The sequence below is a fragment of the Aquimarina algiphila genome, assembly GCF_947494415.1.
Lineage (GTDB): Bacteria > Bacteroidota > Bacteroidia > Flavobacteriales > Flavobacteriaceae > Aquimarina > Aquimarina algiphila.
This window is the reverse complement of the sequence record NZ_CANLVC010000012.1, coordinates 84,171-99,612: the sequence shown is the minus strand read 5'-3', so window position 1 is coordinate 99,612 and position 15,442 is coordinate 84,171. Positions and strand designations below refer to the sequence as shown.

14 protein-coding genes are annotated in these 15,442 nt (G+C 34.0%); 4 read left to right on the top strand and 10 right to left on the bottom strand.

The genetic code is table 11. From position 1 onward, the window contains the following. The first annotated feature begins 13 nt into the window (after positions 1–13). Positions 14–1,222, top strand: a complete 1,209-nt coding sequence (gene hflX, locus PQF96_RS26720) for a GTPase HflX (RefSeq protein WP_109436282.1) — start codon at positions 14–16, stop codon at positions 1,220–1,222. 72 nt (positions 1,223–1,294) lie between these two features. Here hflX and PQF96_RS26715 read toward each other — a convergent pair whose 3' ends face one another. After that, positions 1,295–2,404 (bottom strand): DUF3078 domain-containing protein, encoded by a 1,110-nt coding sequence (locus PQF96_RS26715; protein ID WP_235010953.1) that lies wholly within the window; start codon positions 2,402–2,404, stop codon positions 1,295–1,297. A 285-nt stretch (positions 2,405–2,689) separates the two neighbouring features. Here PQF96_RS26715 and PQF96_RS26710 point away from each other — a divergent pair, with 285 nt between their 5' ends. Further along, positions 2,690–5,959 carry a S41 family peptidase gene (locus PQF96_RS26710; RefSeq protein WP_271770002.1) on the top strand — a complete coding sequence of 1,090 codons (3,270 nt, stop codon included), beginning with the start codon at positions 2,690–2,692 and terminating at the stop codon, positions 5,957–5,959. A gap of 104 nt (positions 5,960–6,063) precedes the next feature. Further along, the gene (locus PQF96_RS26705; protein ID WP_271770000.1) at positions 6,064–6,498 is read left to right on the top strand and encodes a GNAT family N-acetyltransferase; all 435 of its coding nucleotides are present in this window, start codon (positions 6,064–6,066) and stop codon (positions 6,496–6,498) included. 65 nt (positions 6,499–6,563) lie between these two features. On the opposite strand, the gene PQF96_RS26700 is transcribed toward PQF96_RS26705, so the two are convergent. From PQF96_RS26700 to PQF96_RS26660, 9 genes are all read right to left on the bottom strand, one after another. Then, a complete protein-coding gene (locus PQF96_RS26700) occupies positions 6,564–7,517 on the bottom strand; it encodes a DUF3078 domain-containing protein (protein ID WP_271769998.1) in 954 nt (317 codons plus the stop codon). Positions 7,518–7,705: 188 nt separating this feature from the next. Beyond that, entirely contained in the window at positions 7,706–8,218 is a 513-nt protein-coding gene (locus PQF96_RS26695; protein ID WP_271769996.1) for a DUF2480 family protein, read from the bottom strand. Positions 8,219–8,246: 28 nt separating this feature from the next. Next, on the bottom strand, positions 8,247–8,684 hold the full coding sequence (locus PQF96_RS26690; RefSeq protein WP_109436287.1) for a PaaI family thioesterase: 438 nt from the start codon (positions 8,682–8,684) through the stop codon (positions 8,247–8,249). A 32-nt stretch (positions 8,685–8,716) separates the two neighbouring features. Next, positions 8,717–9,043: an SUF system Fe-S cluster assembly protein gene (locus PQF96_RS26685; protein ID WP_109436460.1), complete on the bottom strand. Its 327-nt coding sequence runs from the start codon at positions 9,041–9,043 to the stop codon at positions 8,717–8,719. A gap of 50 nt (positions 9,044–9,093) precedes the next feature. Further along, positions 9,094–9,516 (bottom strand): SufE family protein, encoded by a 423-nt coding sequence (locus PQF96_RS26680; RefSeq protein WP_109436288.1) that lies wholly within the window; start codon positions 9,514–9,516, stop codon positions 9,094–9,096. A gap of 39 nt (positions 9,517–9,555) precedes the next feature. Then, entirely contained in the window at positions 9,556–10,269 is a 714-nt protein-coding gene (locus tag PQF96_RS26675) for a DUF4377 domain-containing protein (RefSeq protein WP_271769994.1), read from the bottom strand. A gap of 39 nt (positions 10,270–10,308) precedes the next feature. Beyond that, entirely contained in the window at positions 10,309–11,322 is a 1,014-nt protein-coding gene (locus tag PQF96_RS26670) for a zinc metalloprotease (RefSeq protein WP_333968284.1), read from the bottom strand. Positions 11,323–11,517: 195 nt separating this feature from the next. Then, entirely contained in the window at positions 11,518–12,636 is a 1,119-nt protein-coding gene (locus PQF96_RS26665) for a hypothetical protein (RefSeq protein ID WP_271769992.1), read from the bottom strand. Positions 12,637–12,755: 119 nt separating this feature from the next. Then, a complete protein-coding gene (locus PQF96_RS26660; RefSeq protein WP_271769990.1) occupies positions 12,756–13,970 on the bottom strand; it encodes an aminotransferase class V-fold PLP-dependent enzyme in 1,215 nt (404 codons plus the stop codon). Between the two features lie 96 nt (positions 13,971–14,066). Here PQF96_RS26660 and PQF96_RS26655 point away from each other — a divergent pair, with 96 nt between their 5' ends. Next, positions 14,067–15,419 (top strand): serine hydrolase domain-containing protein, encoded by a 1,353-nt coding sequence (locus PQF96_RS26655; protein WP_271769988.1) that lies wholly within the window; start codon positions 14,067–14,069, stop codon positions 15,417–15,419. The last annotated feature ends 23 nt before the right edge of the window (positions 15,420–15,442 follow it).

Below are 15,442 nucleotides of genomic sequence, written 5' to 3'. Positions count from 1 at the left end.
GATAAGGTAGCTAATGTTAGAAAGGAAGGAAATAGCATACGAAAAAACGGTTTTAATAGGAATTGTAACCAAAAACCAAGATGAGGAAAAGCTTGAAGAATTTTTGGATGAATTAGAATTTCTTACCTATACTGCCGGAGGTGAAGTGGTAAAACGATTTACCCAAAAAATGGATATGCCCAATTCCAAAACCTTTATAGGTAGTGGTAAAATGGAAGATGTAAAGGCTTATGTTGAGCAGCATGAAATTGGAACTGTAGTTTTTGATGATGAATTATCGCCAGGTCAATTACGCAATATAGAGCGTATTCTGAAAGCCAAAATCATTGATCGAACAAACTTGATTCTTGATATTTTTGCACAACGTGCACAGACAAGCTATGCAAGAACTCAGGTTGAGTTGGCACAATATCAATATTTACTTCCCAGGCTTACGGGTCTATGGACTCACTTAGAAAGACAACGAGGAGGTATTGGAATGCGTGGTCCTGGAGAAACAGAAATAGAAACTGATAGAAGGATTGTTAGAGATAGAATTTCTTTACTTAAAAAGAAATTAGTAACTATTGATAAACAGATGGCTACACAAAGAGGAAACCGTGGTAAATTGGTTCGAGTTGCTTTAGTAGGATATACCAACGTTGGTAAATCTACTTTGATGAATGTTATAGCCAAAAGTAAAGTATTTGCAGAAAATAAATTGTTTGCCACATTAGATACTACGGTTAGAAAAGTAGTTATCGGGAACCTTCCATTTTTACTTAGTGATACTGTTGGGTTTATAAGAAAGCTACCAACCCAACTTGTGGAAAGTTTTAAAAGTACCTTAGACGAAGTTAGAGAAGCCGATTTATTACTTCATGTAGTAGATATCTCTCACCCTCAATTTGAAGACCATATAGAATCTGTGAATAAGATACTTGGTGAGATTGATTGCAGAGATAAGGCCACTATCATGGTTTTTAATAAAATCGATTCTTATCAACATCAAACGATAGATGATGATGACCTAACTACCGAAAGAACCAAAGCACATTATACTTTGGAAGAATGGAAACAAACTTGGATGAGTAGAATAGGAGATAATGCTTTATTTATTTCTGCAATACATAAAGAAAATATAGATGATTTTAGAAATCGGGTATATAAAGAAGTAAGAGATATTCATGTCACCCGTTTCCCGTATAATAACTTTTTGTATCCAGAGATTATGGAAGAATAATATCAGTTATATTTTGAACGTACTGTGAAAGAGTATTTTATTCGGTACATTCAAAATGTAAATGGCACACGTCTAAAATTCATATTTAAGACCTAATCCAATTACTTCTCGAATCTGAAATCCACTGGCCGCATTATCATCATAAATGGATTGAAAGACAAAACTTCCGGTGATGTATTTATTGACTTGTAAATTAAGATTTAAAGTATAATCCAAATCAACGTTTTCTGGATCTTCTATATAATTAGAGTAGAGATTGAGAAGCTGTTCCATAGTTACGTTTTTCAACATTTTAAATTTGGCATAAGCGGCTAAAGAACCACCAAATTCAAAACGAGAACTTTCACCTCCATCAACACCAAAATAATCCCCATCTTCGTACCCTTCAACATTAGTAAATTCTTTATCCACAAATATCATACGAGATGTCACGGGAGCAATATTTACATTTAGATTATCACTTTTTTTCCATAATATACCGGGACCAACTTGTATAAATGCTGGAGAAAAGAAGTGGGTTTCTTCGATACGAATAGTTTCATCGGTATCAGGATCTTTTGTAAATCGATATCCTTTATCAAATTGAGATCTGAAATTAATAAACAACGAATAATTCCAAAAGCCTTTTCCAATTCTTTGTCCAAGCCTTGAGTTAAATTCTATCCTATCATTCGTTTTTCTAGGAAAATCTTCTCCTCTTAAAAAAGTAAGACCATAGTCCGAAATCATTTTGTTGTCCCAGGTCAAGCTATTTTTCTTATAATTGAATTCATAGGTTAAGGCAACATTTCCAGCGATATTAGATGTTCCTCCTCCCTGCCAATCAAAATTAAAGGCAGATTGATTAAAAAGTAAAGAGAAGTTTGCCTTATTTTTCCATCCAATATGTTCTTCTTTTGGTTTTTTAGGAGTAATTTCTTTTAGTTTTTGCTTTAAAACAATGATATTCAGGTCGTTTGTGGTGTTTTTTAAAATACTATCCAGAGATCGTTTTAAGTCCACCTGGATGGAGTCCAGACGTTTTGTTTTTTCTTTTTCCTGGCCAGAAGTATCTGTTATTAAAAAAAGAATTGAAACAGTTAAAAAAAATCCTCTCATTTGCTCTTCTATTGCAGGGGCTGGTGCAAATATACGGTATGTCCCAAGCTTTTTCAAATCAAAAATATTCATTAAAAAATCCATAGAAAATTGCTTTTATGTTAACGTCATACCAGAATATTTATCTTGGTTCACTTATCTATTAACATTAACAAATCAACCCCTTATTATTTGGTAATTGTACACTCTATTAACGTTAACGGTAGGTTAATGTGTCAAAATATTATAAAATGAGAAGATGTTTTGGGATATTTTTGATCTTGTGACAGGCAAATAGAACAAGTTAATAATCAGTTCATTTGATGTAACATTTTAAGTAATTATAGGTCTAAACAAATAACACATATCAATCACAAAAACGTTCATATTATGAAAAATCTCATGAAGAGTATTGCATTATTTATCATATTATGCTTATTCTCAAACGTAAACTATAGCCAGCTACCTGCAAAAATGATACAATACCCAGATGTATCTGGGATTCATATATGTTTTACATATGCTGATGATCTATGGATTGTTACTAAGCAAGGAGGTACAGCTCATCGCTTAACTACAAAAGAAGGAAGAGAAACTATGGGGAAATTTTCTCCAGACGGTAAAACTATTGCATTTAACGCCAACTATGATGGTAATACCGACATCTATACCATTCCTGTCACAGGAGGCATTCCAAAACGAGTAACTACTCACGGAATGCCAGACAACATTAAAGGTTGGACCAAAGATGGTAAGTTTTTAATATACACTTCGAGAATGAAGAGTGGAAAACAGCGATTTGCTAAAGCATTCAAGATATCAATTCAAGGAGGATTACCAATATCAATGCCTATAAGCAAAGTTGAAGAATTGGATATACATACCAATGGAGAACTTGTTGCTATGACTGATAAGTCCAGGCTTAGCAGAAATTGGAAACGATATCGAGGAGGAATGGCTTCTGATATTTATCTTTTTAATCTTAAAACGTTGACTTCTGAAAACATTACTAAGAATGATAGTAATGATGAATTACCAATGTGGAATAATGATGATCTCTATTATCTTTCGGATAAGGATGCTTCTAAAAAGTTCAATATTTGGAAATATAATCTACAATCAAAACAACATGAGCAAGTCACTTTTTTTGATGAATTTGATATCGAGAGACCTTCAATAGGAAAAACCGAAATCGTTTTTGAAGCCGGAGGTAAATTATTTCTTCTCGACGTAACAACAAAAGCGACAAAAGAAATATCAATAAGTGCTATTGGAGATTTTACAGCATTAAAACCTCAGGTAAAAAAAGCAGAAAAATACATACAAAATATACGAATTGCTCCTGATGGTAACAGGATCGTTGTAGCTGCTAGAGGTGATATCTTTTCGGTGCCAAGAAAAGATGGAGTTACCAAAAACCTAACACGCACCAGTGGTGTTGCAGAGCGATATCCTAGTTGGTCTCCAGACGGAAGATACATTGCATATTGGAGTGATAAAACAGGTGAATATGAGTTAATGATCAGAGACCTAAAAACTAATTCAGAAAAACAAATAGCCACTCAAGGTCCTGGTTTTAGGTACCAGTTATTCTGGTCTCCAGATAGCAAAAAACTGATTTTTATAGATCAGGAAATGCATATAAAGTTAGCCAACGTTACTAATAAAACAATTGAGGCTATAGATCAGGAAAATCAATTATTTCAAGGAGGGTTGTCAGAATTCTCAGTAAGCTGGTCCAGTGATAGTCAATACGTGACTTATGCAAATTCTCATGAAAACGGAAATCAGCATATTGTTATATATGCTGTAGAAAAAAAGGAAAAACATGTTATAACTTCTGCTTTTTATAACGATAGTAATCCTGTTTTTTCTGCAGACGACAACTATATCTATTGTACAACAGACCGTGTATTTGACCCTGTATATAGTGATTTTGATAATAGCTGGACCTATCCTAATGCAACCAAAATAGGAATTATACCACTTACCAAAGATGCGATACACCCTATCGAACTTAAAAATGATGAGGTTGCCATACAGGAAGAAGAAAATAAAAAAGAAGGAAACAAGGATAAAAAGAAGAAGACAGAAGAGAAGGATGATGATAAAGATAAAAAACCAGTAGTTATAGATTTTGAAGGAATAGAATCAAGAATGATAATCTTACCGGTAGAATTAGGAAATACGGGAAGAATAAGTGCGGCAGAAGATAAAATCATTTTCTTAAAACATCCCCGAACTGGATCTAAAGAAGAAAAATCTGTATTAAAGTATTATGATTTTAAAGAGGATGAGGAGAAGACCATTATGGAGAATGTAGAAGATTACGAACTCTCGTTTGATAGAAATAACATATTAGTATCCAGTGAAGGAAAAATGGGTGTCATAGAGGTAGCTAAAGATCAGTCACTAGAGGACAAAATAGATACCTCTAAGATGGAAATGACGGTAAACCCAAAAGAAGAATGGAAACAAATCTTTACAGATATATGGCGATTGGAAAGAGATTTTTTCTACGATAAAAACTTACACGGACTGGATTGGAATGCGATGAAAAGAAAGTATGAACCTTTGATTGAATATGCAGCAAGTCGAAATGATCTGAATAAAATAACAGGCGCGCTAATTGCAGAATTGAATGCTTCCCATACATACAGAGGTGGTGGAGATGTAAAAAGAAGCCCAAATAAAACTACTGGATATCTGGGTGTTGACTGGGAAATGGATCAGGGTAAATACAGAATAAAAAAGATCATTGAACCTGCTCCCTGGGATACAGAGGTAAAATCTCCACTTAAAAAACCTGGAGTTATAGTAGAGGAAGGTGATTATGTGTTACGTGTTAACGGAATAGCACTAACAGATTATGCAGATCCTTTTGTTGCATTAGAAGGAAAAGCAGATGAAACCGTAGAGATTGAGGTTAGTAAAACACCAGATGGCAAGAATGCTAAGCGTTATCTTGTTCGTCCTATAAAAAGCGAAGCAAGGCTTAGAAACCTTGCCTGGATCGAGAAAAAACGAAAATATGTTGAGGAAAAATCAGGAGGACGAATAGGCTATATTTATGTTCCTAGTACAGGAATAGACGGACAAGAAGAATTGGTTAGAATGTTCTATGCACAACATCATAAAGATGGATTAATTATCGATGAAAGATTTAATAATGGAGGTCAAATTCCTGATCGATTTGTAGAGCTTTTAAACAGGCCATTACTAAGCTATTATAAGGTAAGAGAAGGTAATGATTGGGCATGGCCCCCAAGAGGACATTATGGACCTAAAGCAATGCTTATCAATGGATGGAGTGGTAGTGGAGGAGATGCTTTTCCTGATTATTTCAAGAAAAGAAAAATAGGACCACTTATTGGCACAAGAACCTGGGGAGGGTTGATCGGGATTTCGGGAGCACCAGAATTAATCGACGGAGGCTATGTCACCGTACCAACTTTTAGAATGTATAATCCCGATGGTACATGGTTTGCAGAAGGACATGGTGTAGAACCAGATATTCATATTCCAGAAGATCCAGGTAAAGATGCTCAGGGTATGGATGTGCAGCTTGATAGTGCAATAGGAGAGGTTATGAAAACGCTAAAAGAAAATGATAAAAAGCCTAAAAGAAGAATCCCTGCTGCAGAGGATCGTTCAAAATAAACCGCTAAACAAATAATATATTGAAATGGAGCGAGGTACTTTTGTTATCCTCGCTCTTGCTTTTTAAGGAATAGAAGTATATTCGTTTGGTAATACGATCTTTTATGAAAGAATTAAAATTAGTAAAAGCAAAAGAGAAAGATAAAAACTTTCTTCTTCACTTGAGAAAATTGACCATGGTAGAACATTTAGAAAAAGCCGGAATCTATTTGTCTGACGAAGAACATTTATCTAGAATAAACTTTCATTACGATAGTGCTTACCTGATTTTAAAATCAACTGAGATGGCTGGTTTATTGAAGTGTATAGAAACGGAAAAAACAATAGAAATATTACAAATACAGGTGTTACCTAAATATCAAGGTCAAGGAATAGCAAAGCGCTTAATTAAAGATTTGGCCATAAAGGCTGAAACTTCTCATAAGAATCTAACATTAAAAGTATTAAAACAAAATCCAGCAAAATATTTATATGAACGAAATGGGTTTAAAATAATTGGGGAAGATGAGTATGAGTTCCATATGAAATTATCCTTTTGAATAAAGAAAAAGCGCTTTTCTAGTATACTAGAAAAGCACTTTTTTATTTGTATCGTTTCTTATTTTTAGAAACCGTAATTTACACCCAGTCCGAATACCTCTCTAATCTGAAATGCTCCAATGGCATTATCATCATAGATGGCTTGAAAAGTTAAGTTTGTCGACAAATACTTGTTGATCGTCATTACAATATTTGCAGTATAATCAATATCAACATTTTGTGGATCTTCAAGATAATTAGAATATAGATTTAAAATATTCTCCATTGATACATTTTTCATAATTTCAAATTTAGCATACCCATTAAGTGCAGCTCCAAACTCAAAACGAAAAGAGTCATTGGCGTCAACTCCAAAATATCCTCCGGCATCATTAAATGCATCAATTGCTGCTTGATCATTCCCTACATCAGTAAAATCCCCATCAACAAAAATGAATCTAGCTGTTGCAGGAGCGATATTTACCTTTAGGTTGTCACTTTTTTTCCATAACATACCAGGGCCTAATTGTAAATAAGCAGGAGAGAAAATATGTGTTGTTTCTGTTCTGGTTTCTCTTGTACCAATAACATCTCCGGTAGTTGCATCCAGTACAGGTTCTTCTCCAAATACATATCCAGGAGCAAATTGTGTTCTAAAGTTTAAGAAAAAAGAGTAATACCATAATGATTCTTTAATTTGTTTACCTACCAAAGAGTTAAATTCGAATCGATCATTGGTTTTACGGGTAAATTCCTGGTCTTTTATTTTTGTTAGACCATAATCTGCAAGGACCTTATTATCCCAGGTTAGGTCTCCTTTACGATAATTAAAATCATAGGACAAAGATAAATTTCCTGCAATGTTAGAGGTACCTCCTCCAAGCCATTCTGCATTAAAAGCAGATTGATTAAACAAAAAACTAATGTTTCCGCTTTTGGTCCAGCCATCTTTTGGAGCATCGTCTTTTTTTTCTTCCTCTTGTGCAAATAGCATTGTAGCACTAATACATAGTACGACTGTTAAAAATGTTTTTTTCATGTGATAAGATAGTTTTAAGATTTTTGATCAGATGATCACTTTAGTCAAGAGGGGTGGCTTAACCAAAATAAATAATCTGGATAAAAATTTATGTTGGCAAATATATTTTAAGTAACGATTTTTGCCATGAGTTAAAGATATCTTACCAGTACTTTTCGATAAAAGACTAAATTAACAGATAAAAAGACTTATTTCCTTTTGTAGAGAGGAACAGATGAACATGCTTCTCCATACATTATGCTTTTAGCAATAGGCTGTAATTTTTGTATTAAAGAAATATATGCGCCTTGAGGAACAGGTTTATTGGCACAGCCTTTTATGATAAGAAGTTTATCTTGATATTCTGAAAAATCAAGAGTATTTATAATTTCATTATAAAGTATGGTTTCAAGATTCTCTAAAGACCCAACAACAACTTTTTTTGCAAAAGGTAGTACAGCACTAGTCAAAAGCAGATAAGCCCAACCAGGTATAATTGCATCTGTAGAACATGAGAGTGCAACATAAGTATCTTGGTATTGACTCCAATCATGTTCTGCAATATGTTTTCTAAACTCTTTTTCTCTTAAAAGTAGACCTTCAAAAAGCCAATCTTTAATATCAAAAAGTATTCGATTACCTTCAGGATAGTAATCTTCTAAATCAAAGGTGATTAGGTTTTTGTTATTGGCAACTCTATTTACAATCTTCTCTTCAGCCATCGCATTATTTTTTTGTTCTTTTATAGGGCTATTGATATCCTATTTTTTCTGATAATTCTATTTTGCTTTTTGCAAAATTTCCAGTTCCAAATGCAATTTCTTTTCCATCTTCATTGTATAATATAGATTCTGCAACAAATAGACCTCTAGACTTAAATTTTACTTTTCCTATAGCTGTAATAATTCCTTTGTTGACAGGTCTCACCAAATTAATGTTAAACGAAGTCGTAAGAACAAAAACATCTGTTACAATCGAATTTACAGCAAAAAAAGCAGCATCATCAAGTAATTTAAAATAGACAGATCCATGTATAGCTCCCAGAGCATGGAAGTATTGTTCTGAAATTTCTAGTTCTATTTGAGCTATTTCTTCAGAAATTTTGACTTTGGTAGTATCATACAATTCGGTGTTAATGTTAGCTTGTAGATACATTCTTTCTAATTTATTATAGTGTTCAGGACTCATTTTCCTATTTTAGAAAGTTACGTAAAATCAAATCAAAGCATTCCTAATTCTAATTTTGCTTCTTCACTCATAAGATCTTGAGACCACGGTGGATCAAAAGTTAATTCCATTTCTACATCATTGACCGCATCTAGAGATTTTACTTTCTCCTGTATTTCCTGAGGAAGAGATTCTGCAACCGGACAGTTGGGAGATGTAAGCGTCATAAGGATTTTTACATCATGATCTTCATTAACAAAGACATCATAAATTAGTCCTAATTCATATATGTCAACAGGAATTTCTGGATCATAAATTGTTTTTAGTACTCTTACAATTTTTTCTCCTAGTTCATTAGTATCTATAGTGATTTCGCTCATTTTCATTATTTTTTAGTCGACTTCGACAGGCTAAGCCTGACAAAAAAGGATTAATTTAGTTGTGTTTGATATGCAATAGCATACATTTTTAATTGCTTAATCATACTTACCAAACCGTTTGCTCGTGTTGGCGACAAATGTTCTTTTAAGCCAATTTCGTCAATAAAATCTGTATCTGCATTAATAATAGCAGAGGGATGCTGACCAGAAAAAACACGAATTAGTATGGCGATAATACCTTTGGTTATGATAGCATCACTATCAGCAGTGAATTCGACTTTATCATCTTTCATTTCGGCATGTACCCATACTTTACTTTGACATCCTTTAATGATATTATTTTCGGTTTTGTATTTTTCCTCAATAAGAGGAAGTGATTTTCCCAGCTCGATCATGTATTCATATCGTTGCATCCAGTCCTCAAACATACCGAACTCATCCACAATCTCTTCCTGAATTTCTTGTATCGTCATTCTTGCAAATTTTCAACAAAAGTACGACAAGAATTGTTGCTATTCAATACTTTCTGCCAATGATAGTATAGTATTAACTAATTGTTGTATTTCTTTGGGAGGACTGCCATGATCAAAGCTATTAGAAGTATATGCCCTGGTTGAAGAGATAATCTTTAGTTGAGCTTGTAGTGCACCATCTACAAATCGTTTTTCCGTTGGTGAGCTTAACGTATTAATCTGATCGATATTTATAGTTTCCAGAAGGGAAAGAATAGTATTCCAATCTTCTTTTGAGCAATTTTTTGAAGCACTATTTTTTAAGGTTCTATCTGAAGTTTTCTCAATGCGATCTTTATTAATTTTGACTTGAAAAAATGAACCTCTTGAGTGTGCTTGATATTCAATGTTTGTAATGATAACACCTTGATTTGGTATAGTTTTTACCGGCACGTTATGGGCTATAGTTGGATTTTTTTCTTTTGATATCATTTTAACAAAAGTATACTGTAATGAAGAACCATCGACAGGAGGTTTTTCTATTTTAGATACTTTTACTTCGATTTCATAATCATATCCTTCTTCATATTTAAAACCATCAATAGCATCATAAAAATAAGTCCACTCATCGGCAAGACTTTCTTTATATAACATGCATTTTTGAGGTGCTACCCCTATACAGTCAACCAAAGTACTGCCAATATATACCCGTTTCGTTTCCTGGCATGAAGAAAACAAAAAAAAGGTGCTTAAAAAGAACATGAACTTACTCATATAAATTCTTTTTTTATTTAAAAATACCAAATTAGATATTTAATTAACAACAGAGGGTTTTACAAAACTTTCTCTTGGTCCTCCTTCTGCAAAAACGGCTCTCATTCTATCTTTTTGACCTTCTGTAAACATATACATACACGCATCATCTGTATAGTCCATATAATTCATCGTGATATCATTTGAGTTACAACGGACAGATGGATATACCGGACATCCAAAATTTGGGCCATCGGATGCAGGAGTATCTTCAACAAAGTCATCTTGAGTACAGTTTCCGTCTCCCCAGATATGCCTTAAATTAAGCCAGTGTCCTACTTCATGAGTTGTTGTTCTTCCCTGGTCAAAAGGAGGTGAAACAAACCCTTTAGTTCCAAAAAATTGTGGCGAAATTACAATACCATCGGTTGATGCACTATCCCCGGGGAATTGTGCATATCCCAATATACCTCCTCCAATAGCACAGACCCATATATTAAGATGTGTTTCTGGAGTGATTACATCAGAACCACCATTTGAAGAAAATTTCATTTGATCATCGGTACCCCATGAAGGCCTTGTTGAAGAGACTCTTATAATACTATCTAATGAAAAATGAATATTAACTGTAGAGGCTATTTCTGCAAATTCTTCTGGTACTTGCGATATATCGGTATTGGTTTTGGTAAAATCCTTGTTAAGTACATCGATTTGAGAGCGAATCTGTTCTTCGCTTATATTTTCATCTTCTGTATTGTAAATAACATGAACTATAGCTGGTATAGCTATTGTATCAGTAACGTTGACTCGACCTGTCTTTCGAAGTTTAATAAAGGCTTCGCATTGTTTTTCAATAGCTTCCATTTTAGATCGTAACCCAGGAGTTCTAACCATATGTTTCTCGAGTACCTCCATTGTACTGCATCTCGTAATGGTTTCATTTTGGGTTTGATCAGGAGTTTCTATTTTTTCTTGATGATCTTCTTCTTTGTTTTCTTTCTTAGAATTTATACAACTCTCAAAAAGAATAAAAAGCATCATTAGAACTACTATATTTTGAACTTTATGCATCATAATTATTTGTTTATCAGAATACTATAAGGCATTACATCAATTTACTCATAAAACGAGAAAAAAACATAGTTTGTTTTAATCTTTAACAAAAATTATAGGTGTTTAACAGTATGGTAATTCAAAAATGTTAAATTATAAAGGCAACATTATTTAATGTTGCCTTATGGTATAATAGATTGTATAAGAATAGTGTTCTTATTCTGTGATAGTAGAATTTGTAACACTTATATCGGTATCTGCATGTGCAGAAATTCCTGGATAAGAGGGATACCAAGAACCTCCAATATTATTTTGAATAGTAGATTCATTGATGATAACATTACCAGAATGATCATTGGAAACAAAAAATATAGCGGCACCAAAATCATTAACTTGATTTGCCTCTATATGAGAACCAAGAAGCGTGAGAGTCATGGTATTTCCATCATTGTATATTGCTCCTCCACTTCCTCCTCCGGGTGTTCCGGATTGGCTAGGGTTTCCTCCATTTCCAATAGCAGAATTATGAGAAAAAAGACTATTGATGATAGTCCATGAGACACCAATACTACTAATTGCACCGCCATTTGATCCAGAGTTTCCAAAACCTTCTTTTCCGCCAAAAGTACTGTTAACAATAAATACAGGTAGGTTATTATATTGGCTAAAGACTCTAATTGCTCCTCCTCCTACATCTGGTCCAACAGAAGCACAAGTGTTATTAAAGAACCTACAGTTTACAGCTTTAAAACGCCCTCCACGAACCCAGATAGCACCTCCTCCATCATATTCTGTTTCATTGGTAGAATTTCCATTGGCAAATGTGATGTTCTGAACCGTAAGTCTGGGATGATCCTGATTTTGACAGTGATCTGTAGTCCATACCTGATTTTGATCACAAGTATTCATGTACAGAATTCTAGTCTGATTATTCCCACTTAGAGTAATTAAGCCTCCTCCATCAATAACAATCTCTTGACTTGTATTGTTAAACACTTTAGCAGGTTGATTTAATGTTATAGTAACAGGGTCAGGGCCACAATTAAAAACGATTTTTCCTCCTTTGGTCACAGCATCAATAAAAACCTGACCTGTACAGCTTTCGGGAGTACCATCACCAACTATAGTAGTGGGATTAGAGACATCTTCTAAGGATGCTTCAGCTGGGATAGGAGAATTTCCGTTTGGGTTTCCTGCAGGAATTCCATCAAAAGGATTATCAAGAGGGTTAATAATAGTTGCTGTCTCTGTAGAATCATCACTACTACATGAGGCTAAAAGAACTATTGAAAATAAAAACACACAGTACTTTAGAAAAAGAAAATTAGGTTTCATAGGCATTGGGGTAGGTTAAATTATAGAATTTAAAACGTAGTACAGCTATAGTTTATTGTTTTTTTAGCGAGATAACATTTGATTCCCAAGACCCTCTATATTTTTAAACAAGGCTGTTTTTAAGAAAGCATTATTTGGGCTTTCTTGACAGCTTCTACCAAAGCATCAATTTCTTCTTTGGTGTTATAGAATGAAAATGAGGCTCTTATTGTTCCTGGGATTTTGTAAAAATCCATAATAGGTTGCGCACAGTGATGTCCTGTACGAACAGCAATTCCTAATTTGTCAACTATAGAACCAACATCATAAGGATGAATATTTTCTAGATTAAAAGAGATTACAGATGTTTTATTTTTGGATGTTCCATAGATTTTTAATCCTTGGATTTCTAATAATTTTTGAGTTCCGTAGTGCAATAATTCTTCTTCATAGGCTGCAATATTTTCAAACCCAATACTATTCATATAATCTAGTGCTACACCAAATGCAATTCCGCCACAGATATTTGGAGTTCCAGCTTCAAATTTATGAGGAAGTCCTGCGTATGTAGTCTTCTCGAAGGTCACCTGGTCTATCATCTCACCGCCTCCTTGATAAGGAGGGAGCTTGTTGAGCCACTCTTCTTTTCCATATAATAAACCTACACCGGTTGGTCCACAAAGTTTATGAGCAGAAGCAACATAAAAATCTACATCCAGCGCTAGAACATCTGGTTTGATATGGGGACAAGATTGTGCTCCATCGATCAATACAGCCGCACCTACGTCATGTGCTTTTTTAATGATTTCTTCAATAGGATTTATTGTTCCTAAAGCGTTAGAAATATGATTAGTGAAAACAAGTTTGGTTTTGTCAGAAATCAATTGATTGTATACATCCATTACTAATTCTCCTTCTTCATTCATAGGAATTACTTTAAGAACAGCGCCGGTTCGTTCACAAAGCATTTGCCAGGGTACAATATTAGAGTGATGTTCTAAAGCAGATACAATAATTTCGTCTCCTTTAGAAAGAAGATTAGTAAAACCAGTTGCTATAATGTTGATACTGTGTGTTGTACCAGAAGTTAGAATAATCTCATGAGTATGTTTTGCATTAAAATGTGTTTGTATTTTTTTACGAGCAATCTCATAAGCATCTGTCGCTTCCTGGGATAAAGTATGAACTCCACGGTGAATATTAGCATTATAGTTGCTATAATAATCAACAATAGCATCGATAACCACTTGTGGTGTTTGAGAAGTGGCAGCGTTATCAAAATACACCAAAGGCTTTCCATTTACCTGTCTGGAAAGTATTGGAAAATCTTGTCGTATCTTCTGTACATCTAGCATAGCAATTTGTTTTTGCAAAAATACTAATACCAATTATTATATATGCGTTTTCTAAGTAGGATTGTTTATTTTTAGATGGATTTAACCCTTTTATATATGAAGCGATTTAAAAAAATTATTAGGATAGTATTTCTTATTGTATTTGTAGGGATTTGTGGTGTAGTTATTCTGAATTATCCTAAGCTTGAAATCATTTCTGGATTTTCTGCAAAAAATATGAGCTCATCTATTTTTCTGGGACATAGAAGTCTTGAATACACTGACAAAACAGATCATGATGTACCTAATGTAAGATTGGCGACTGATGAGGTTGATATAGATAAGAAGTATGCCATAGCGAATGTATATGGGTTTAAAGAACGAAAAGCAATTTATCGCGAGGGATTGGGGAGTGTTTTAATTGATGACGAATTTGATGAAAATGAACCATTTTTAACCCCAAATAGAACTGTTGTAAAAACGAACCTGGAATATCCTTACGGAGACCTGCCACAAAAGGATACTGTATTTGAAAACATAGATTATGATAAAGTACAGCGAACCGTAGTATCAGTTTTTGATACGAAAGGAGAAAATATAAAAAAAACGAGGGCAGTTCTTGTGCTTTATAAAGATAAAATCATTGCTGAGCGTTATATAGATGGTTTTGATAAAAATTCGATGGTGTTGGGTTGGTCTATGACCAAAAGTGTGCTTAGTACAATGTATGGAGTTTTACAAGCACAAGGTAAAATAGATATCAATGACAAAGCTCCTGTAACCGAGTGGCAAAATGACGAAAGAAAAGAGATCACCATAAATAATTTGCTACAAATGAATAGCGGTCTAGAATGGGACGAAGACTATGGTTCTATCTCAGACATTACAAAAATGTTATATCTGGATAGAGACATGACTGTTGCTCAGATTCATAAAAAGGCAGTATACAAACCCAATGAAAACTGGTATTATTCCTCTGGGACTTCTAATTTGTTATCAGGAATTCTTAGGAAACAGTTTAAGACACATCAAGAATATCTGGATTTCCCTTATCGTGAGTTTATTGATAAAATAGGAATGCATTCTATGCTTATAGAAACGGATATGACGGGTAATTTTGTAGCGTCTTCTTATGCTTGGGCAACAATAAGGGATTGGGCTAAGTTTGGATTGTTGTACCTTCATAAGGGAAATTGGAATGGAACTAAGATTTTTGATCCATCCTGGGTTGATTATGTAACTACTCCAAGTCCAACATCCGAAGGGGATTATGGAGGTCATTTTTGGTTAAATGCTGGTGGATTTTATCCAGATGCACCTAGAGATATGTTTTCTGCTAATGGATACCAGGGACAACGGGTATTTATTATTCCCTCCAAAGACCTGGTAATTGTACGATTTGGACTTATTGGAGATGCCGGAGTAGATTTTAATACTTTTTTAAAGGATATGGTAGATGCGGTAGAATAAAATATTGATAACAAAAGACTACA